A 22,651-nucleotide genomic window follows, 5' to 3' on the forward strand; every position below is an offset into this window, starting at 1 on the left:
CGTTCGTTTATAACAAGAGCAAGTCGCATTCGCTTAACTCTTATTGCTTGTAGCTAACGTTGCCGTTTGCCCGAAGCAGGAGGCGCATTATAAGCACCTCAGTTAGGAAGTCAACAGCTTTTCAAAAAGAATTTTAAAAAATTTTTGTTGGCGTTAAATACTAAGTAATTCTTAACATCTAACCTTCTAACCGTTCTTTGGGTTGCCCCGAAGAAGTGGAGCGCATTTTATAGATTTGCAGGTGAAGATCAACACCTTTTTTCAAAAAACTTAAGATAAATGAACTGTTCGATTATTAAATAACCAATATCAATCGATATGTTCAATTGCTGTACAAATATTAGCGATTATATGAGCTGGTATAGATCCGTCATCTGAGTATTTACCAGATAAAAGTATACGATTATGAATACCAGCATTTTGTGCAGCTTTTATATCAGCGGCTTTATTGCCTAAATAGATACTTTGTTTCAAGTCTAACTTATGTTTTATGGCTGCTTTTAAAATCATACCTGGTTCAGGTTTGCGGCAATCACATTCAACTTTATATTGTTCCTTACCTTTTGTTGGATGATGCGGGCAATAAAATACATCAGTAATAATTATTTTTTCTTTTAAGAATTCATCTTTCATCCATGTAAATAATGTTGAAAGTTCTTTCTCAGTAAATACACCGCGGGCAATGCCGTGCTGATTAGTAGTTACGATCAATTGGTAACCGAGTTCTTGTGCAAAGCGACAAACATCAAAAATACCATCAACAAACTCAAACTCTTGGCTTTTATAAACATAACCACGGTCTATATTAATAACGCCATCGCGACTGAGGAAAAGAGCTTTATTCATTATGATGCCCTGCCATTATTGTTTTGCTTTTCTAGATTTTGATCTATAAAAACCAAAAAAGCGAGCTAAGCTCGCTTTAATGTAGTTTTACGGCGTTTAATAAAACTTAACCGTAACTAATAAGCAATTACATGCTTAAGCCACCATCAATTTCTACAACTCGGCCTGTAAAGAAATCATTTTCAAAGATGTACTGGGCAGTATGTGCTATTTCTTGGGCAGTACCTAGACGTCCTACTGGTTTCATTTTTTCTAAACGCTCACGCATTTCTGGTTTCATGCCATCTGTCATTGCTGTTTTGATCACACCAGGAGCAATTGCGCCAACACGAATACCATGGCGACCTAATTCACGTGCCCAAGTAGTTGTCATCGCTACTACGCCAGCTTTTGCTGCTGCATAGTTAGTTTGTCCCATATTACCGTTACGAGCGATTGATGACATGTTGATAATAACACCTTTATTACCATGCTTAATCATTTGCACTGCAGCTTCTCGGCCACATAAGAAAACACCAGTTAAGTTAACGTCGATAACTGATTGAAATTGAGCAAGTGACATTTTGCTTACGATCTCACCTTCTTTTACCTTAACGAAAAGGCCGTCTCGTAAAATCCCTGCATTATTAACTAAACCGTCAATACCATTAAAGTCGTTAGCGATAGTTGCAAACGTTGCTTCTACTTCTGACTCTACAGCTACGTTAGCAATATAGTATTTTGCTTTGCTACCAGTTGCTTCAACTAGCTGGACAGTTTCTGCAAGTAACTCTTCACCTAAATCTATCAACGCAATGTTTGCACCTTTTTTGGCAAACTCAATCGCCATAGTGCGTCCTAAACCTTGACCACCACCAGTAATTACGATTGTTTTATCTTGGAAATTCATTATTTTTCTACCTTATTGAACATATTAAATATACTTGAGAAATCTTTACCGCCATTACCTGCACCGGCATGGAGTGCAAATAAATTACGGGCTAGTGCGCCCATAGGTGTTGACGACTGGCTTTGTACCGCGGTATCCATGGCTAAACCTAAATCTTTAGCCATTAAGTCAACCATAAAGCCACCTTCATAGTTATTTGACGAAGGCACATTTTCGGATACATTAGGACATGGATTATACACTTCCAAAGTCCAGTTTTTGCCTGAACTTTGTAACATAATTTCAGATAATACTTTTGGGTCTAAGCCATTACTAATACCTAACTGTAATGCTTCAGATGTGCCAGCCATAAGTACAGCTAGCAGCATGTTATTACATACTTTAGCTACTTGCCCTGCACCATGGTCCCCAGCATGAAATATGTTTTTACCCATATTATCTAACACAGGTTTAGCGTTATTAAAATCTTGTTCGCTACCGCCAACCATAAAACTTAGTGTGCCAGCAGTTGCGCCGCCAACGCCACCAGATACAGGAGCATCAATAAAGTTTATTCCTGCAGTGTTTAATGCGCTAGCTACTTTTATTACTGTTTCTTTATCTATTGTTGAAGAGTCAATAACCAAAGCACCTTTAGCTATATGGTTAATTAAACCATTATCACCAAGGTATAAACTTTCTACATGTTTACCAGCAGGAAGCATTGAAATAATGAAATCGGCACCGGCAACACATGCTGCAACATCAGGTTTAGTTGTAGCACCTTGTGCAACAACACTTTCAACAGCTTGTGGAAATAAGTCAAATACACACACTTGATGACCAGCGTTAACTAAGTTTGTAGCCATAGGGCCACCCATGTTTCCTAGTCCAATAAAAGCTATATTCGCCATATCTAATTCTCCAATAATTTATTTTAATTTAACAATGCTAAAGGGTGCTCTGGTGCAAGCCATTTTGAGGTAATAAACCAATCTTTAGTTTCTTTGTCTATGTCACTTACAGAGGCAAATTTCCAAGCAGGACTATTGTCCTTCTCAATTAGCAAGGCTCGAACGCCTTCTTGAAACTCTCCAAACTTCCCACATTTTACCGCGGCGTTAAGCTCTAGTTGTAGGCATTGGGCTAAAGATAAACCTTTAGCTTTGTTTATTAACTGATGCGTGAGCCAAACACTCAATGCGCTGCCATGAGCAAGGGATTTTTGTGCTCGGTTTAACCACTTATCATCAGTTTTTAACTGCGCAATAGCAGCAACTATGTCTTCTAGTTTGCTAGAGTCAGTAACTTGGTCAATCAAAGCTTTGTGCTTATGTACATTTGATAATGGCATATGAACCTTACTTTTTTGCTCAAGCTTTTTCATTAACGATGTTAATTTTTCATTATTAAGGGCTATCGTATCCCCCCAACTAATTTGCTGTATTTCCTCGATAAATAATGATTTATCAGCATTAGATATAAAGTGATCTGCTAAGTTAATAAATTTAGCATCTGCGGCATTAATGGCAGCGCCAGTTAACCCTAAAAATAAACCACAATTATCAGGCATTCGATTTAAGAAATAACTACCGCCTACATCAGGAAATAATCCTATGCTTATTTCGGGCATTGCAATACGAGATGATTCAGTTACCACCCGGTGACTTGCTCCCGCCATCAGGCCAAGACCGCCTCCCATAACAATACCACTACCCCAAACAACAAATGGCTTGCTGTAGCTATGAATGAGATGATCAAGCTGATATTCATCGGTAAAGTATGACTCTATTGATGCAGAATATTCACCTGGGCATGCAGCCATATTTTCATATAAATTAACTATATCGCCACCGGCACAAAATGCTTTTTCACCTGCGCCTTGTAATAACACTAAAGCGATATTGCTATCTTCTTGCCACGCTACTAACTGTGGATAAAGCAGCGCAACCATTTCATGGCTCAAAGCATTAAGAGAACGCTCTGAATTTAATGTTGCTATAGCAATTTGTTTTCCTGATTGAGTTTTTAGTAACTCAAATAACACGACTTCTGACATGTAAAAACCTAATATTTTCTGAAAAGAATTACAGAAGCTGCCCTGCACCTTCAGTTAATAATCGTCTGGAAATAATCAAACGCATAATTTCGTTTGTTCCTTCCAAAATTTGATGAACACGTACATCACGGAAATGGCGTTCAATTGGATATTCTTTAATGTATCCGTAGCCGCCATGGATCTGCAGAGCGGCATCACACACTTTAAATCCTACATCGGTGGCAAATTGTTTTGCCATGGCGCAATAGGCCGATTTTTCAGGATCATTAGAATCGAGTTTAAATGCAGCTAAACGCACCATTTGACGAGCAGCAACAAGTTCAGTCGCCATATCCGATAATTTAAACTGCATGCCTTGGAATGCCGCAATTGGTTTACCAAATTGTTCCCGCTCTTTCATATAGCTAATGGCAGTATTAAGTGCTTGCTGCGCAGTACCAATAGAACAAGTAGCGATATTTATACGACCGCCATCAAGACCTTTCATAGCAATAGCAAAACCTTCACCTTCATTACCTAAAAGGTTCGCAACAGGAATACGTACATCTTCAAATGTAATTAATCTTGTTGGTTGCGCATTCCAGCCCAACTTTTCTTCTGCTTTACCGTAAATTACGCCAGGAGTGTTAGCCGGAATAACAACAGCCGAAATACCTTTAGCACCTTCGCCGCCAGTCCTCACCATAGCAACTAATACGTCAGTTTCACCGGCACCAGAAATAAACATCTTTGAGCCATTAATAACGTATTCTTCACCGTCTTTTTTGGCAGAGGTTCTAAGGGAAGCAGCATCAGAGCCTGCTCCGGGTTCAGTTAGACAATAAGAAGCGAGTTGTTGACCGCTAACTAACCCTTCACACCACTGGTTTTTTACTGTATCAGTACCCCATGTTGCTAACATCCAAGTAGCCATGTTATGGATAGTGATCATTGCCGTAGTTGCTGTACAGCCCATAGCAAGTTGTTCAAATATAATGGAAGAGTCTAAACGTGATAAACCAAGGCCACCAGCTTCTTCGGGAGAGTACAATCCACAAAAGCCTAATTCACCCGCTTTAGCAATCACATCTTTTGGGAAGATATGCTCGCTGTCCCATTTAGCTGCATTGGGAGCGAACTCAGCTTGAGAAAATTGGTTTGCCATATCAGCAAACATGGCTTGATCTTCAGATAAATTAAAATTCATGACTGTTCCATTAAGTTGATAAGCAAATGGTTATAGCATTTCGATAGCAACGGCTGTTGCTTCACCACCGCCAATACATAAAGTTGCTAGGCCTTTAGATAAACCTCGTTGTTTCAACGCATGAATTAATGTCACCATAATTCGTGCACCACTTGCGCCAATAGGATGACCTAACGCACAAGCACCACCGTGAACATTAACTTTTGATTCATCAAGTTCAAGTTCTTTAATAGCAAGCATAGTTACCATCGCAAAAGCTTCGTTAATTTCAAATAAATCAACATCTTCTTTGGTCCAGCCGATACGAGAGAATAACTTATTTACTGCACCAACAGGGGCAATAGTAAATTCACTTGGTTTTTGTGCATGATTAACGTGTCCAATAACTTTACAAATTGGTGTTAGACCGCGTTTTTGTGCTTCTGATGCACGCATCATAACCATAGCAGCAGCACCATCTGAAATGGAGCTAGAGTTAGCAGCAGTAATGGTACCGTCACGCTTAAACGCAGCTCTAAGTGTTGGAATTTTCTCAGGGCGAGCATTACCAGGTTGTTCATCAGTATCAACAACTACTTCACCTTTACGTGTTTTAATAGTTACAGGTACAATTTCATTACTAAAGTTACCTGATGAAATAGCCATATTTGCTTTAGTTAAAGAGCTGATAGCAAACGCATCCATATCTTCACGGCTAAATGCAACGTCATCAGCAGTATCTTGTGCAAAACAGCCCATAGAAATACCATCATAAGCATTTTCTAAACCATCAAGCATCATATGATCAATAACTTGACCATGTCCCATACGCATGCCAGAACGAGCTTTAGGTAGTAAATATGGTGCTTGTGACATACTTTCCATACCACCGGCAACAGCAACATCGATGCTACCTGCGGCTAAAGAGTCATAAGCATTCATTGTTGCTTTCATACCTGAACCACATACTTTACTCACAGTAGAACATACCGTAGATAATGCTAACTCTGCACCTAATGCAGCTTGGCGTGCAGGTGCTTGTTTTAAACCAGCAGCAAGTACACAACCCATAATAACTTCATCAACTTGATCGTTGGCAATTCCTGCTTGCTCTACAGCACCACGAATAGCTTGTGCACCAAGCTCTGGAGATGGAACATCAGATAAGCTTCCCATAAATCCTCCCATAGGAGTTCTTACTGCGGAAACAATTACGATAGGATCGGATAATGACATTGATTGTACCTTTATTTTTCTAAACTAATTTTGCAGTTAGGTTACATCAAAACATTTGTTTACGCCAACGTAAAGCAATGCAAAAGATAACTACAAGTGTACAGATTGCTAAACAAACCAGTAAATAAAAGCGATACAGACGAATTACCATAAAAGTACTTTTTCATTACCATTTGCATAATGAGTACATTATAGGGAAAAATGGACATTAAAAGTTTACCTTTACGTAAACTTCAACCTTAGTTATACTCAATGAAAATTTAATATGTAAAAAATAAAAAACTATGGAATCGACGAAAACTGCAACCTTCTCAATTGGTGATTTATCTCGTGAATTTGATATTACGACTCGTAGTATTCGATTTTATGAAGACCAAGGGTTGATTACGCCAACTAGAAAGGGCCAAACAAGAATATACAATCGTCGTGACAGAGTTCGATTAAAACTAATTTTACGAGGTAAACGTTTAGGCTTTTCATTAGCTGAAACCGGACGTTTATTTGAGCTCTATGACGCTGATAAAACTAGCACTAATCAATTAGAAACAATTAAACAATTGATTGCCGATAAAAAAACAGCGCTAACTCAGCAACTAGATGATATCAAAGTTGTGTTAATGGAATTAGATACGCTCGAACAACGCTGTGAAATGGCGCATAAAGAACTAACCCAGTCGGTAAATTAAATAAACATTAAGGCAGGTTCACAAAGATGCTTGCTTAAATAATAAATTAAATATTAAAGGTACTACCATGATTTCTACATTTTCTTCATTAAACTTCAATTTAGGCGAAACCGTGGACATGATCCGCGATACAGTTAATGCATTTGCTCGCGATGAAATAGCACCAAGAGCAGAAAAAATTGACCAAGACAATGAATTCCCTATGGATTTATGGCGTAAGTTTGGAGACTTAGGCCTACTTGGTATGACTGTAGATGAGCAATATGGTGGCTCACAATTAGGTTATTTAGAACACGTTGTGGCAATGCAAGAGATCAGCCGAGCTTCAGCTTCGGTTGGTTTAAGTTACGGTGCATGTTCAAATCTTTGTTTAAATCAATTAAATAAGAATGGCTCACATGAACAAAAACTAAAATACCTGCCAAAACTTTGTACTGGTGAACATATTGGTGCACTTGCAATGTCTGAACCAAACGCAGGCTCTGATGTGGTAAGCATGAAATTACGCGCAGACAAAAAAGGCGATAAGTACATTTTAAACGGTAACAAAATGTGGATTACTAATGGTCCAGATGCTCACGTTTATATTATCTATGCAAAAACTGATACATCAGCCGGTTCAAAAGGGATAACAGCCTTTATCGTTGAACGTGATTTCCCTGGTTTTAGCCGTCATCAAAAGCTAGATAAGTTAGGTATGCGCGGCTCAAATACCTGTGAATTAGTATTTGAAGATTGTGAAGTACCTGCAGAGAACATCTTAGGTGAAGAAGGACGTGGCGTTAAAGTATTAATGTCAGGTTTAGATTATGAACGTTTAGTTTTATCAGGTGGTCCGTTAGGTATTATGGACGCAGCGATGGATTTAGTCGTTCCTTATATTCACGATCGTAAACAGTTTGGTCAATCAATTGGTGAGTTCCAATTAATCCAAGGCAAGATTGCTGACATGTATACACAAATGAATGCAGCAAAGTCATACGTATATATGGTAGCGCAAGCTTGTGACCGTGGTGAAACCACTCGTAAAGATGCCGCAGCCGTTATTTTATACTCTGCCGAGCTTGCAACAAAAATGGCATTAGATGCAATTCAATTACTTGGTGGTAATGGCTACATCAATGAATTCCCTGCGGGTCGATTATTACGAGATGCGAAACTATATGAAATTGGCGCCGGTACTTCAGAAATTCGCCGTATGTTAATCGGTCGAGAGCTTTTCAACGAGTCAGTATAAAGCGTTAAAAACGATAAAATTTTGATGAATTCATCTTTACAAGATAACTACTTAGAAGGTTAGCAACGTGGCTAAAATAACGAGTAAAATTAATGTCCGCAGCCAAGATTTTTCTGATAATGCTGCTTATATGCAAGTACAGGTTGATGACCTGACTGAAAAACTAAATACAATTAAATTAGGTGGGGGAGAAAAAAGCCGAGAGCGCCACTTAAGCCGAGGTAAATTATTACCTCGTGATCGAGTTTATAACTTATTAGATGCCGGCTCACCTTTTCTTGAGTTTTCACAATTAGCTGCCGACGATGTATACCCAGATAATGTACCTGCAGCAGGTATTATTACAGGTATTGGCCGTGTTGGCGGTCAAGAGTGTTTAATTATTGCTAATGATGCAACAGTAAAAGGTGGTACTTATTACCCACTAACGGTAAAAAAACATTTACGTGCCCAAACGATAGCTCAAGAGAATAATTTGCCCTGCATCTATTTAGTTGATTCAGGTGGCGCAAACCTGCCAAATCAAGATGATGTATTTCCAGATAAAGAGCATTTTGGTCGTATTTTCTTTAACCAAGCGAATATGTCAGCACAAAATATCCCACAAATAGCCGTTGTTATGGGATCTTGTACTGCAGGAGGTGCATATGTACCAGCTATGGCCGATGAATCGATTATTGTTAAAGAGCAAGGGACTATCTTTTTAGCTGGCCCTCCTTTAGTTAAGGCAGCTACCGGGGAAGTTGTGAGCGCTGAAGATCTTGGCGGTGCCGACGTTCACTGTAGAACCTCTGGTGTTTCAGATCATTATGCACAAAATGACCACCATGCGCTGCAACTGGCAAGACAAGCAGTAAGTAATTTAAACCGAGTAAAACCGGTGCAAATGAAAATTGAACAAGTACAAGAGCCAGCATACGATCCAAAAGAGATCTACGGCATTATTCCAAAAGATCCTCGCCAACCTTACGATGTAAGAGAGGTTATAGCTCGCGTTGTAGATGGTAGTGAATTCGATGAATTTAAAGCCCTTTATGGCTCAACCTTAGTCTGTGGTTTTGCCCGTATTCATGGCTACCCTGTTGGAATTGTTGCCAACAACGGTATTTTATTTGGTGAGTCAGCCGAAAAAGGTGCTCACTTTATAGAGCTTTGTGCACAACGAAAAATCCCATTAGTATTTTTACAAAATATCACTGGTTTCATGGTTGGTAAACAATACGAAGCTGGCGGTATTGCTAAACATGGCGCGAAAATGGTGAATGCTGTCGCTTGTGCGAAAGTACCTAAGTTTACCGTATTAATTGGCGGTAGTTTTGGTGCAGGTAACTACGGCATGTGTGGTCGAGCTTACGACCCTCGCTTCTTATTTATGTGGCCAAATGCTCGTATTTCAGTAATGGGCGGCGAACAAGCAGCTGGCGTATTAGCACAAGTTAAACGCGACCAAAAAGCTAAAAATGGTGAAGATTGGTGTGAAACTGACGAAGCCAACTTCAAAAAACCAATTATTGATGTGTATGAAAAGCAAGGTCATCCATATTATGCCTCTGCCCGCCTTTGGGACGATGGCGTAATTGACCCAAGTGAAACTCGACAAGTATTAGGTTTAGCTATTTCTGCATCATTAAATAAAGAAATCGAAGAAACACGCTTCGGTGTCTTTAGAATGTAGAGGTGATTATGTCTTTAGAGCAAACAAAGCAAAATAAAGTACTAGTAGATATTAACGCTCAAGGTGTTGCTATCGTTACTTTAAATAACCCTGATAAGCATAATGCGTTTGATGATGAAGTCATCAGTCAACTCACAGAAATATTCACTACTATTGCCAATAACGAAAACGTGCGAGTGATGGTATTAGCATCAAATGGTAAAAGCTTTTCTGCAGGTGCTGACTTAAATTGGATGAAGCGCATGGCAGGATATTCTTATCAAGAGAATCTGCAAGACGCCAATGCCTTAGCCAACATGCTAAAAATACTAAACTTTTTACCTGTAACCACAATTGCTAAAGTTCAAGGTGCTGCTTTTGGCGGCGCTGTTGGCTTAGTAAGTTGTTGTGATATTGCCATAGCAAGTAGCAAAGCGAGCTTTTGCTTAAGTGAAGTAAAGCTAGGCTTAATACCGGCAACCATTAGTCCGTATGTAGTTAATGCTATGGGCTTAAAAGCGAGCCGTCGTTATTTTCAAACAGCGGAGCGTTTTTTTGCTGATAAAGCTCAACATATTGGTTTAGTTGATGAGGTCTGTGACCCACAAGAGTTAGATTTAGCAGTAGATAAAGTAATAGCTACGTTACTGCAAAATAGTCCTGCTGCAGTAAAGCAGGCAAAACAACTTGCTTTCGATGTTGCATACCAACCAGTTAATGATGATTTACTAGCAGAAACGTCAAAGCGCATTGCCGCTATTCGCGTATCAGATGAGGGCCAAGAAGGTTTAACTTCATTTTTTGAAAAACGCCCTGCTGCTTGGATAAATAAATAGGAACACAAAAAGATGTTTACTAAAATACTAATTGCAAACCGTGGTGAAATTGCTTGTCGCGTAATTAAAACGGCTCAACAAATGGGCATTCTAACTGTCGCGGTATACTCTGACGCCGACGCTGACTCTTTACATGTTTCTATGGCCGATGAAGCCATATACATTGGCGGGTCGCCATCTCGAGAAAGTTACCTTTTAGGCGATAAGGTAATTGAAGCAGCTAAACGAACCGGTGCACAAGCAATACATCCGGGTTATGGTTTTTTATCTGAAAATGCTGATTTTTGTCGCAACTGTGCCAAAGAAAATATTGTATTTATTGGCCCACCAGTACCTGCGATTGAAGCTATGGGCTCTAAGTCTGCAGCTAAAGTTATTATGGAAAAAGCCAATGTACCTTTAGTACCTGGCTACCATGGTGAAGATCAATCACCGGCAATAATCAAAAAAGCCGCTGATGATATGGGATACCCAGTTTTACTTAAAGCGACCGCTGGTGGTGGCGGTAAAGGTATGCGCCAAGTATGGTCTGCAAGCGAGTTTGACGAAGCATTAGCTGCAGCTAAACGAGAGTCACTATCATCATTTGGTGACGACACTATGCTTGTTGAAAAGTACTTAACTCAACCACGCCATGTTGAAATTCAAGTGTTTTGTGATAATCATGACAACGCAGTATATTTATTTGAACGTGACTGTTCAGTTCAACGCCGCCACCAAAAAGTTATTGAAGAAGCACCTGCACCAGGCATGACTGCAGAGCTACGTAAACAAATGGGCGAAGCAGCAATTCAATCTGCAAAAGCTATTGGTTATCAAGGTGCTGGTACAGTTGAGTTTTTATTGGATGTGGATGGCTCATTTTACTTTATGGAAATGAACACACGCTTACAAGTAGAGCATCCAGTAACCGAGATGATCTCCGGCCAAGATTTAGTTGAGTGGCAATTACGCGTTGCTGCTGGTGAAGTACTGCCATTAGCGCAAGATCAATTAAAACTTAATGGTCATGCTTTTGAAGCTAGAATTTATGCTGAAGACCCAAACAATGACTTCTTACCAGCAACAGGTAAATTAAGTTACTTACAAACACCTATTGAAAGCGAGCATGTACGAATAGATACTGGCGTGCGTCAAGGCGATGAGGTAAGTGTCTTTTACGACCCTATGATTGCGAAATTAATCGTTTGGGGTGAAAATCGCGAAAAAGCCTTACAGTTATTAGCTAAATCTTTAATGGAATATCGCATTAAAGGTGTCACTACTAATATAGACTTCCTTTATAACCTAGCAACCGCTAAGCCGTTTGTTGAAGCAGACTTAGATACAGGTTTTATTGAAAAGCACCATGACTTAATATTCCATGAAGATGAACAAACTTTAGCGGATGAATTGCCAATTGCAGCCTTGTATTTAGTATTGGCTCAAGCAGAAGCTGCAAAAGTACAAGCACAAACAACCAATGACCCGCACTCGCCATGGAATGCAACCAATGCATGGCGCTTAAATGAGGCCGATGTTCATACCTTCGAACTTGAACATAACGACGTAATTTATCCGGTACAAGTTGAAGAAAAACGTAAAGGTAGCAGCACTTACTACCTGATCAGCGTTGCCGGTAAAACTACAGACTGCCAAGGTAGAATAGAAGGAGATACATTATTTGCTAATGTAAACGGCTATCGTTTTAGTGCTAGTGTCGGAGAAAACCAAGGCCAATACAGTTTATTTAGACAAACTGGGGTTATTCATTTTTCTAAAGTAATTCCTGATTATGGAGATGCCGGAGCAGATGATGCTGCGGGTGGTTTAACCGCACCAATGAACGGCACTATGGTTACTTTATTATGTGAAGTAGGCGAAGCAGTTAAAAAAGATCAACCATTACTTATTATGGAAGCAATGAAAATGGAGCATACCATTCGTGCGCCAAGCGATGGTAGTGTCAGCGAGTTTTATTTCAATGTCGGTGATATGGTTGATGGTGGTGCTGAGCTATTAGCATTTTCGGAGGCTTAAATGGCGTCATTATTACCAAAGCAAGTAAAGATTGTTGAAGTTGGGCCACGCGATGGCCTGCAAAATGAGGCAACATTAATTAGCGCCGATGACAAAATATCCTTAATTGAACAACTTGCTAACGCAGGTGTTAGTTACATTGAAAGCGGTAGCTTTGTATCACCTAAGTGGGTGCCGCAAATGGCTACATCAACAGATGTCTTTAATGGTTTAAAGCGCCAACAAGGTGTTACCTACGCAGCGCTTACCCCTAACCTAAAAGGTTATGAAGGTGCTGTTGCAGTCAATGCTGATGAAGTAGCTATCTTTGGCGCAGCGTCAGAATCGTTTAGCCAAAAGAATATTAACTGCTCAATTGATGAGTCCCTAGAGCGCTTCATTCCAGTTATAGAAGCGGCAAAAAAACAAGGTTTGAAAGTTCGCGGTTATGTATCTTGTGTCGTTGGCTGCCCTTATGAAGGTGATATTGAACCTAAGCAAGTAGCAAAAGTTGCTAAGCAATTATTTGATATGGGCTGTTATGAAATATCTCTTGGCGACACTATAGGTGTTGGCACGCCAGATTCTGTGCAAAAAATGCTAACTGCAGTAAGCAAAGAAGTGCCTATGGCTAAGCTGGCTGTACATTTTCACGATACCTACGGACAAGCATTAACTAACATATATGCAGCACTTAACTTAGGCGTAAGCGTAATTGATAGTGCGGTAGCTGGTTTAGGTGGTTGTCCGTATGCTAAAGGGGCATCAGGTAATGTCGCTACCGAAGATGTAGTTTACCTATTAAATGGTTTAGGTATAGAGCACGGCATCAATTTTAATAAGCTATTAGAAGCCGGTTGGTTTATTGCTGATAAATTAGGTAAAGCACCTATTTCTAAAGTATCAAATGCCATACGCGCAAAACAATAGTTCACCATTAAGTTCATAATCTAAGTAGAGGGAAGTATTTACTTGCCTCTACTTTTGTCTAATTTCCAAGCTAGCGCTTTACATAAAATCGAATATCTATCATTATTAAACTATAGGTAAAAATAATTCTATAAAGTTGTTAGTAGATGGTTGTAAAGAAAAGCTACAAAGGATGTAAAACGGCACTATTACTTACCGGTGGTGGCGCAAGTGCGGCTTATCAAGTTGGTGTGTTAAAAGCCATAACCAAGTTTATGCCTCGCAATCATGGTATTCCCTTCCCTATTATTTCTGGTACTTCTGCAGGAGCAATTAATGCAACCACTTTAGCCTGCTATGCCTCTTGCTTCCATTTAGGTATGCGCCGTTTGGAGTATATTTGGAACAACCTCCATACTGATCAAATTTATGATAGTAGTAGTAGCAAGGTTTTTGGCCATATTATTAAAAGTATTTTAGGCAGTTATCAAGCTGGCTACGCTGCAAAAAAACCGGCTAGTTTATTAAATAACGACCCTTTACGCCGCTTATTAACGCAAGTGGTCGATTTTAAAAGAATAGATGGCAATATAGCCAATGGCTATTTATCTTCAATTGCAATTACTGCGGCAAGTTATACTAGCGGAGACTCGATAAGTTTTTACCAAGCGGATAAGTCTATTGCCCCTTGGCAACGTTCCAAACGCCGAGGTATTCAAACTCAGTTAAATACTGAACATTTAATGGCATCTTCTGCCATACCATTTATATTTCCTTCAGTAAAAATCAAAAAAGAACACTATGGCGATGGCTCAGTAAGTCAATTATCACCTCTAAGTACCCCTATTCATTTAGGAGCGGAGAAGATCTTTATTATTGGTGTTGAGCAACCGAGTCAGCAAATTCACCATGCGGTAGATTTTCATAAACCACCAAGTAGTGCATCAATTGCGGGTCATTTAATGGATACCGTATTTACCGAAGCGCTTAATAGTGATTTAGAAAGAATGCATAGGGTCAATGACACCGTTAAGTTAATTGATAAGGACGTTCTAGCGCAGCAATCAACACTTAAGCAAGTTGACAGTTTTGTATTAAACCCTACTAAGAATTTTCATGTATTGGCCAATGATCATTACGATGAATTAACTTGGGCCCTGCGCTTAATATTGAGAATGATGGGCGCAAAGAAAGACGCTGAAACAACGCTCACCTCATACATAATGTTTGAAAAAAATTATTGTAAAAAGCTTATTGCCGCTGGATTTGATGATGCAATGGAGCAAGAAAGCCAAATAAGAGAATTCTTGAATATTTAATAATCAGGCGTTTATCATCTTAGCGGCATAAAATCTTGATAGCATGTAAGTGCTAGTCTTGTTCAACTAATATTATCTCATCAGTATCAAAGCCAATAGATTTGGACATTGCCATAAACTTATCTAACACTTTTGGTGATACCTTAGATGTGCGTGATAATAACCATAAATAGTCTAAATTAGGGCCCGAAACAAACGCATATTGATAGTTTTCATGCTCTAATTCAAAAACTATATAAGAACCATAAAACGGACCAAAAAAAGAAACCTTTAAATAACCTTGATCGCTTTGGCCAACAAAAGCAGCTTTGCCTTCGGCTTCTTGCCATTCTTCATCATCATAAGAGTAACCACGATTAACGACTTTTACGCCACCATCTTCTTTAAGGCTATATTGAGCTGTTACCTTACTTAGCCCCCTTTCAAAAGAATGGTCCAAACGGGCAATTTCATACCAAGTCCCTAAATATCTACTCAGCTCAAAGTTTGAAACAGGCTTTACACCTTTAGGTATTCCTACGCAGCTACAAAGTAACAAGAGACTTGATAGAAATAAGACACGTTTAAAGTTAATCAATTAAGGCCCCTCCTGCAGATAACGCTCTATACGCTCAACCCGTCTTGGTTTACCTTGTAAAATTACCGTATCTTGAGCTTGTAAAACAAAACTTGGATGAACTTCATTAAATTCATCATCCCCTCGACGTATTGACGCTATATCAACCCGTCTTCGAGTGATATCAAGGTCCTTCAACGCTCGGCCATTTGCCCAAGCATCGTCGGTTAAAAGAATTGCATGCACAAATTCACGTTGCTCTATTGCATCAGCGCTCATATCAGTATCTACACCAGGATAAAAACCATGTAGTCTATGGTAATGACTTTTACGTTCAGTTTGGATCCTGCGAATAACTCGAGAAAATGGCACTCCAGTTAGATTCAATACTTGTGATACAAGCATCAAGCTACCTTCTAAGGATTCAGGAACAACTTCATTAGCGCCAGCTTCTTTTAAAGCAACTAACGCATCATCATTGCGTGTTCTTACTAGGATTTGTACATCTGTTGAGATCGAGCGAACTTTTTGTACCACATCAAGTGATTGCTCCGCCGCTCCGTATGAAATAACCACTAACTTAGCTTCTTTCAAATTGGCTGCAGCAAGTATCTCCGTTTGACGAGCAGAGCCAAACAATACATTTTCGCCGGCCTCCCTAGACTCACTTACGCGTAGGGGATCAATATCGATAGCAACAAATTCTATTTTTTCTTGCTTTAAGAATCGACTAACCGTTTGCCCTACTCGGCCAAAACCACAAATAACAACATGATCAGATAAATTTTTACTAACGTTTTGTTGCTCTAAATCGATCTCTTGTTGCTTACCATCATAAGATAAAGAAACGGCCCACTTACGTGCGTTCTTGATCATATACGGCGTTAATGCCATTGAAATAATACCAGAGCCTAATAGTATAGAAGTTACTTCTGTGGTTAAAACATCGACATTGGCAGCTAAAGAAATTAATACAAAACTAAATTCGCCCATTTGCGCCAGCATAAAAGCCGAAGCCCAAGCATCTTTAGATGACTCACCTGCCTTTACTGCTAAATAACGAATAATCGCTATTTTTATTAACATAAAGCCAATCACTAAGATTGCTATTGTACCTGGTGAAGTGATTAATAAACTCGGATCAAGCTTCATCCCTACCGTAATAAAAAACAAGCCAAGTAGAATATCTCTAAACGGTCTTATATCAGCCTCGAGTTGGTGCTTATATTGACTTTCACCTAGCATCATCCCAGCTAAAAATGCACCAAGAGCCATTGATAACCCGAAAAACTGAGTAAGTGCTGCTGCCATTAAAGTAACAAGCAAGGTTGACAATACAAAGAGTTCATCGGTGCGTACTTGCGCTATTTGATTAAACAATCTAGGTAGTAACCATTTACCCACAGATAATAATAAGGCAACAACAAACACACCTTTGAGTAAGGCAAAAAGTAATGCCAATAGCATTGAGCTATCACCATTATCAGATAAAAATGGAATGATAATTAATAAAGGTACAACGGCGATGTCTTGAAATAATAAGATAGCAACAGATATTTGCCCCGACTTTCTCTTGATTGAACCTGAGTCATTAAGTTGTCTGATAACAATAGCCGTTGACGACAAAGCTAATGCGCCACCAATAACCAATGAAACCTCAATACTAAAACCTAGAAGTAGAGAAATGACTAAAAAAGCGAGTAGAGTCAGAAGAAATTGTTTTGAGCCAACCCCCATAACTAAATGCCGCATGGCAAGCAGTTTTGGTAAAGAGAATTCCAAACCTAAGGTAAATAATAAAAACACTATGCCTAGCTCAGCAAAATGTTCATAGTTAAGGTGATTACCCGTTAAGCCAAGTCCGTATTCGCCAACAATAGTACCCGCAACTAAGTATGCAAGAATAGCTGGTAAGTGAAGTTTCCTGAATATCCAAACGGTAAAAACAGCGGCAACAAGAATAGCAAGAATTTCAAAAAAATGGCCCACAACATCCCTTAAATATAATTAAATACAAAAAATCGTCTTAAGTTAGCTTTATTGTGCAGGAGCACAAAAAAAACAACAACATCCTATTAACAATTTTACTTTATCATTTTTGCTGATAAATCTCATAAAATTCTTTAGAACATTAGCGAATTAGCTAAACACATTCCATACTGAATGAATGTACAAAAAAATATATCGTTAATTGGGAACACTGAAGTGAACTATGCCAGAGTCTAAAGATAAAAATTTAGATACTCATAATAAAGCCAACAATAAGAAAGCAACCATCAGGGTCCCCCCTCAATTTCATAAGGGATTTGCTTTAGGTAATATTGTTGTTGAACCAGATTTAGGCGTTATTATCAGAGATAATGAACGCTACCATTTGGCACCTAAAGCTATGGAAATTTTATTATTTCTGGCATCGGCAGATTGTGAAACGGTCACCAGAGATCAAATATTAGAGTTTGGTTGGGGAGATTTAAACGCATCTAGAACCAATATAACGCACATCATCAGTGAAATTAGACACGCTTTAGACGACCATAAGGAATGTCCTACTTACATTCAAACCATACCAAGAAAAGGTTATAGAATGATGCAGCCAACGGCTGCAAAACCGAGTAAAGGTTTCTTTGATTTCCAACAAGACCCTGAAGTATTTGAAACTAAACATCCCCGCTGGCATTTATCAATTGCAATATTAAAAAGCAGCCGCCTCTTTAAAGCAAGTGTGGGTTACTTGGTATTTTCCTGGGTTCTGCTACAAGTGCTAGCGATTGTATTACCTATATTTAATGCGCCTAGCTGGGGAATAAAGTTTTCCACTTTAGTGTTAATGATAGGTTTTCCGGTTGTGCTCGGGCTGCAGTGGATAAAAGAGTTAAAAATTAAGCGTGAAAAAGTAAAGTCCAAAAAACAAAAGAAATTATTTTATTACCAACAACTTTCCATTGACTCAGTTTTTGTATTGTTAATTATTGGCTGTATTTATTATCTATCAACGCACTTAATTACTTTTATTGAAAATGATAGCGAACAAGTTGTTCTGCAAAAAGTTGAAATCCCCTCTGTTAACGTCGTTGCAAATTCAATTGCTGTTTTACCTTTTAGCGTACAGGGAGACAATAGCTCCCCTTCCTATTTAATTGAAGGTTTACAAGAAGAGTTAATCAGCTTTTTAACCCATAAACCAGATATTAAAGTCGCTTCTTTGCGAGCAACGAAAGCATTAAAAGAGAATTCAAACATAGATGAAATACAGCAGCGCTTAGGCGTAAACTTTATTTTAGAAGGTAGCGCTAAGATAATAGCTGGAAAGATAGATATAACCGCTTCATTAATTGACACAACAACAGGTTTCCAAGTTTGGGATGCTGAATTTACTGGTAGCCCTTCACAAGCTCTTAAGCTTTTCGAGGAGATATCAAGAAAGTCTTTAAGTGCTCTGAATCTTTTAATTCCGGATTTAAGAACATCTAATAATAACGGCAAAGCGCCAACAACTAGCTTTGAAGCTTATGATGCCTACTTACATGGTAAGAGTGAGTATCGTCAGAGTAAAAGCATTCAATCTCTTAAAAAAGCTGAAACTCTCTACCTTAAAGCATTATATTTAGATCCTAAGTTCACGTTGGCATCAGGTGCACTGTGCACAACGTATATGGATTTATACCTTTTAACAAACGATGTTGAGCAATACCAAAAAGGTTTACAAGTTTGCGAATTAACCGCCAGTTACAAGGATGTAGGTATCGAAGGTTATATCGCATTAGGGCAACTTTATTTAACTAACGGTCGTTACCAAAAGGCTAAAGCTAATTTAGAAAAAGCCATTGTTATGGATCCTGACAACCCAATACCGTTACAACTGATGGCCAACGTCTATATAAAGTTGGAGCAAGTTGAGTTGGCTGAAAGTTTATTGCTAAAAGCTATCGAAATTGAGCCTGCCTATTGGCGAAATTATTATCAATACGGCATATATTTTCATCTAATTGGTCAATATGAAAAGGCAATACCATTATTTCAAAAGGTAAACTTATTAAATGACAATATTGCAGCATCATATAATGCCTTAGGCGCTTCCTACTATTTAATTATGGACTGGGATAATGCAATTATTGCATGGTCAAAATCATTAGCGATTGAGCCTTCAGCGCTTACCTATTCAAACCTAGGCACAAGTTTATTCTTCACTCGACAATTTGATAATGCGGTCGAAATGTATCAAAACGCCGTTAAAATGACTCCTGAAGATAATATAGTATGGGGCAACCTAGGCGATGCCTTAAAATTCTCAGCCAGCTATTCCTATGAAGACGCATTAAATGCTTATAATCAAGCCTTAATCCTGGCCAATAAGCAAGAGCAAATCAACCCTAATGACATAAGTCTAAAAGCACAAATAAGCAGGTATTATTCTGAATTAAATCAATGTGATAGTGCCAACTCATATAAAAAATCATCGCTAGCAATACAATCGCAAGATCCTTATCTTTATTATGATTTAGCTATCGTTGATTTAAACTGCAAACAGTTATCACAAGCCGACATCATGCTAGAAAATGCAATAAAATATGGCTACGAAAAAGAGCTGTTATTGGTAGATCCACAATTTTTGGTCTATAAAGAACAACTTAACCAGCTTTAAAAGTTTATACAAACTGATACCAATCTAGTTGTCTGGTATGAAAACTAAACAGTATCTTTGATACTCGTTCAACCCAAGTACAACAACTCATAAGGAATCACGTATGTACTTTATAGCCAAAAATAATAAGATGTTAAAATCAGCTACTGCAATTCTAATTTTAAGTTTCAGCTCTTTTTTTGTAAATGCGCAGCAAACCACAGAGGATAAATTTAAAGATCAATCCTTATCCGTTGCCATCAACGATAAAAGTTGTGCAAAGGGCGTGACAATCACCAGCCCTGATAACTGTAAAGCTGAATTTGGCGAAGGTAGAGGAGCTTGTGGTACTAAAAAAGATTGTGTCTGCAGCAAAAAAGATAAAACCATTACTTGGACACCAGATAAAAATAAAAAGATAGAAATAAAATTTACTACTGCGGCCACGCCATTTAAAGCGGACTGTGCGTTAAAGTCAGGAACAAGTGGCAAGGTGAGCTGTAAAATTAAAAACAAAGGCACGTTTGATTATGACGTTTATGTTGAAGGCTGTGCCGGCAAACCTTACGATCCAAGGATCGTAGTTCAATAAACAGCTATTAACTAAGCTCTTTTAGGGCTGCACGCTTTTCATTTGGCGTGTGGCCTATATAAAGTCGGCAAAATCTTATGGCATAGGCAAATCGGTCAATGCCCACTATTTTTACTACTTGTAATAAAAACTCTTTATCGAGACCATAAGTTGCAACATAAAAGTCGATTGCTTGGTATATATCGGTGTAACTGACACCATCAAAGATAAACTCTTTACCTTCGGTAATATTTTCTATCTGCTCGCCGTTACACCACAGCGGCCAACCTGAAAAATTAACTCTATCGCGAGCAACCTCAAAAACAAACCAAGCACTTTTAGCAAAACCGGCAAAATTTCCCCCTTCAAATTCACTATTAGCAAGCTCTTCTTGAGTCCAGTTTTTACCTATAGCTAAATCTTTACGGTACCTCTTCATTAAAGATTTTTTTACTGACTCTCGGCAAGTCCAAATAGAGTGTGCGTCGCTTTGTCTGGCAAAACGCTTACATTCATCACAGCAAGGTAATGAAATGGCCGGATGGGGACAGTCAATTAATAGCGATTTTTGTGAAGGGAAGTTTAGTTCCGCTGCAGCGGGTTCATTACAAAACCAACAGCAATGGCGAAAATGAAATGGTACATCGACGGCTTGATGTTCAAATTGCATAACGTGTTAGCTGAATGGTTATTTAACGAGATTGGTATTATTACAGTAGATAATAAAAAGCTAAAGTAAAAAATCACTTTAGCTTTTTATAGTGTTGTTTATTATAGGTTTATTAAAGGCTTATGATGAATATCGGCTTTTACGAGGTGCTTTGCCTTTAGTTTTAGCTTTATTCTTTTTAGCTACCGCACGGTTTTTAACTTGGGTAGCTTTATAACGATTCATCTTAGGTGCTTCTTTTGCTGCTTTTTTCTCAGCTTTAGAAGCGTAGTCTAGCGGATCAAAGGCATAAGCTTTTAGCTTAACTTGCTCTATTTGATAGCCAACAACTTCTTCGATATTAGCTAAGAAGCGGTTATCTTTTGGAGATACTAACGAAATAGCAGTTCCAGATTTTCCTGCACGGCCGGTACGACCAATACGATGTACGTAATCTTCAGCAAGGAAAGGTAAGTGATAATTAACCACATACGGTAAATCTGGAATATCTAAACCACGGGCAGCAACGTCGGTTGCAACTAGCACTCTTACTTTACCAGATGAAAACTCTTCTAAAGCACGGTTGCGATTACCTTGTGATTTATCACCATGGCAGATAGCTGTTTTTATGCCATCAAGCTTAAGCTCTTTAGCTATATCATTAGCACTTTCTTTGGTACCGGCAAAAACAAGCACCTGCTGCCAGTTATTAACGCCAATTAATTCTGCAAGTAACTCACTTTTGCGATGTTCTTCTACCGGGTAGACATAGTGACGAACTTTCGATGCAGTGGCATTTTGTTTCGCCGTTTCAATAACTCGTGGAGAAGTTAAAAATTCATTAGCTAAACTACGCACTTTATTTGAGAACGTAGCCGAAAATAATAACGTTTGATATTTATTTTTAGCACTGGCTATGATGTTTTCAATATCCGTTAAAAAGCCCATATCAAGCATACGATCGGCTTCATCTAACACTAAAAACTTCATTTGTGATAAAGATACAGAATGTACCGTTAGATGATCACGTAAACGCCCTGGGGTAGCGACTAAGATATCAACACCAGCCTTAAGCTGTTTCTCTTGGCTTGCTGTACTCGTACCACCATAAACAACGGCAGTTTTTAATTCTGTAAACTGAGTATATTCACGGATATTTTCAGCAATTTGCACGGCAAGCTCACGCGTTGGCGTTAATATTAACGCTTTAACTACATGCTCACCTGACATTTTACCCTTAAGTAATTGTTCAATAATTGGCAATGCAAAAGCAGCGGTTTTACCTGTACCCGTTTGTGCAGAGGCAAGTACATCTTGCCCGGTGCGAACAGCGGGAATAGCTTGCTGCTGGATTGGCGTCATGGTTTTATAACCACACTCTTTTACTGCTTTTAATAAGTCTTGTGGAAGGCCTATTGAATCAAAACTCATGGTATGTCCT

19 protein-coding genes are annotated in these 22,651 nt (G+C 38.7%); 9 read left to right on the top strand and 10 right to left on the bottom strand.

All coding sequences use genetic code 11. The annotated features are described in order from the left end of the window. Positions 1-309 precede the first annotated feature (309 nt). From FNN08_RS08320 to FNN08_RS08345, 6 genes are all read right to left on the bottom strand, one after another. Entirely contained in the window at positions 310-846 is a 537-nt protein-coding gene (locus tag FNN08_RS08320; protein WP_143584664.1) for a D-glycero-alpha-D-manno-heptose-1,7-bisphosphate 7-phosphatase, read from the bottom strand. Positions 847-973: 127 nt separating this feature from the next. Then, positions 974-1,735, bottom strand: coding sequence for an SDR family oxidoreductase (locus FNN08_RS08325; protein ID WP_143584666.1), 762 nt, complete (start codon positions 1,733-1,735; stop codon positions 974-976). Then, positions 1,735-2,628, bottom strand: coding sequence for a 3-hydroxyisobutyrate dehydrogenase (gene mmsB / locus FNN08_RS08330; protein WP_143584668.1), 894 nt, complete (start codon positions 2,626-2,628; stop codon positions 1,735-1,737). The genes FNN08_RS08325 and mmsB overlap by 1 nt, the downstream gene beginning before the upstream one ends. Before the next feature lie 23 nt (positions 2,629-2,651). Further along, a complete protein-coding gene (locus FNN08_RS08335) occupies positions 2,652-3,773 on the bottom strand; it encodes an enoyl-CoA hydratase/isomerase family protein (RefSeq protein ID WP_143584670.1) in 1,122 nt (373 codons plus the stop codon). Between the two features lie 28 nt (positions 3,774-3,801). Next, the gene (locus tag FNN08_RS08340) at positions 3,802-4,959 is read right to left on the bottom strand and encodes an acyl-CoA dehydrogenase family protein (RefSeq protein ID WP_143584672.1); all 1,158 of its coding nucleotides are present in this window, start codon (positions 4,957-4,959) and stop codon (positions 3,802-3,804) included. 30 nt (positions 4,960-4,989) lie between these two features. Continuing rightward, positions 4,990-6,174, bottom strand: a complete 1,185-nt coding sequence (locus FNN08_RS08345) for an acetyl-CoA C-acyltransferase (protein WP_143584674.1) — start codon at positions 6,172-6,174, stop codon at positions 4,990-4,992. A gap of 284 nt (positions 6,175-6,458) precedes the next feature. On the opposite strand from FNN08_RS08345, the gene FNN08_RS08350 reads away from it, so the two are divergent. The 7 genes from FNN08_RS08350 (at position 6,459) to FNN08_RS08380 (ending at position 14,813) form a co-directional block, all read left to right on the top strand. Beyond that, complete coding sequence (locus FNN08_RS08350) at positions 6,459-6,860, top strand: MerR family transcriptional regulator (RefSeq protein WP_143584676.1); 402 nt, start codon at positions 6,459-6,461, stop codon at positions 6,858-6,860. Between the two features lie 67 nt (positions 6,861-6,927). After that, positions 6,928-8,097, top strand: coding sequence for an isovaleryl-CoA dehydrogenase (locus tag FNN08_RS08355; RefSeq protein WP_143584680.1), 1,170 nt, complete (start codon positions 6,928-6,930; stop codon positions 8,095-8,097). A 67-nt stretch (positions 8,098-8,164) separates the two neighbouring features. Further along, the gene (locus FNN08_RS08360; protein WP_143584683.1) at positions 8,165-9,772 is read left to right on the top strand and encodes a carboxyl transferase domain-containing protein; all 1,608 of its coding nucleotides are present in this window, start codon (positions 8,165-8,167) and stop codon (positions 9,770-9,772) included. An 8-nt stretch (positions 9,773-9,780) separates the two neighbouring features. Further along, positions 9,781-10,587: an enoyl-CoA hydratase/isomerase family protein gene (locus tag FNN08_RS08365; protein WP_143584686.1), complete on the top strand. Its 807-nt coding sequence runs from the start codon at positions 9,781-9,783 to the stop codon at positions 10,585-10,587. Between the two features lie 12 nt (positions 10,588-10,599). After that, positions 10,600-12,606, top strand: coding sequence for an acetyl/propionyl/methylcrotonyl-CoA carboxylase subunit alpha (locus FNN08_RS08370; RefSeq protein ID WP_143584689.1), 2,007 nt, complete (start codon positions 10,600-10,602; stop codon positions 12,604-12,606). After that, positions 12,607-13,515, top strand: a complete 909-nt coding sequence (locus tag FNN08_RS08375) for a hydroxymethylglutaryl-CoA lyase (RefSeq protein WP_143584692.1) — start codon at positions 12,607-12,609, stop codon at positions 13,513-13,515. 146 nt (positions 13,516-13,661) lie between these two features. After that, a complete protein-coding gene (locus tag FNN08_RS08380) occupies positions 13,662-14,813 on the top strand; it encodes a patatin-like phospholipase family protein (RefSeq protein WP_143584695.1) in 1,152 nt (383 codons plus the stop codon). A 52-nt stretch (positions 14,814-14,865) separates the two neighbouring features. Here the strand turns inward: FNN08_RS08380 and FNN08_RS08385 are convergent, their stop codons facing one another. Both FNN08_RS08385 and FNN08_RS08390 read right to left on the bottom strand, forming a co-directional pair. After that, positions 14,866-15,390, bottom strand: coding sequence for a lipocalin family protein (locus FNN08_RS08385; RefSeq protein WP_143584698.1), 525 nt, complete (start codon positions 15,388-15,390; stop codon positions 14,866-14,868). After that, complete coding sequence (locus FNN08_RS08390; protein ID WP_143584701.1) at positions 15,391-17,358, bottom strand: monovalent cation:proton antiporter family protein; 1,968 nt, start codon at positions 17,356-17,358, stop codon at positions 15,391-15,393. A 223-nt stretch (positions 17,359-17,581) separates the two neighbouring features. On the opposite strand from FNN08_RS08390, the gene FNN08_RS08395 reads away from it, so the two are divergent. Both FNN08_RS08395 and FNN08_RS08400 read left to right on the top strand, forming a co-directional pair. Continuing rightward, complete coding sequence (locus tag FNN08_RS08395) at positions 17,582-20,011, top strand: tetratricopeptide repeat protein (RefSeq protein WP_143584703.1); 2,430 nt, start codon at positions 17,582-17,584, stop codon at positions 20,009-20,011. Positions 20,012-20,114: 103 nt separating this feature from the next. Further along, the gene (locus FNN08_RS08400) at positions 20,115-20,582 is read left to right on the top strand and encodes a hypothetical protein (protein WP_143584706.1); all 468 of its coding nucleotides are present in this window, start codon (positions 20,115-20,117) and stop codon (positions 20,580-20,582) included. 7 nt (positions 20,583-20,589) lie between these two features. Here FNN08_RS08400 and FNN08_RS08405 read toward each other — a convergent pair whose 3' ends face one another. After that, entirely contained in the window at positions 20,590-21,231 is a 642-nt protein-coding gene (locus tag FNN08_RS08405; RefSeq protein ID WP_143584708.1) for a hypothetical protein, read from the bottom strand. Positions 21,232-21,351: 120 nt separating this feature from the next. After that, positions 21,352-22,641: a DEAD/DEAH box helicase gene (locus FNN08_RS08410; RefSeq protein WP_143584710.1), complete on the bottom strand. Its 1,290-nt coding sequence runs from the start codon at positions 22,639-22,641 to the stop codon at positions 21,352-21,354. Positions 22,642-22,651: the final 10 nt, after the last annotated feature.

This window comes from Thalassomonas sp. M1454, assembly GCF_007097525.1.
In the GTDB taxonomy this organism is placed as follows: Bacteria; Pseudomonadota; Gammaproteobacteria; order Enterobacterales; family Alteromonadaceae; genus Thalassotalea_A.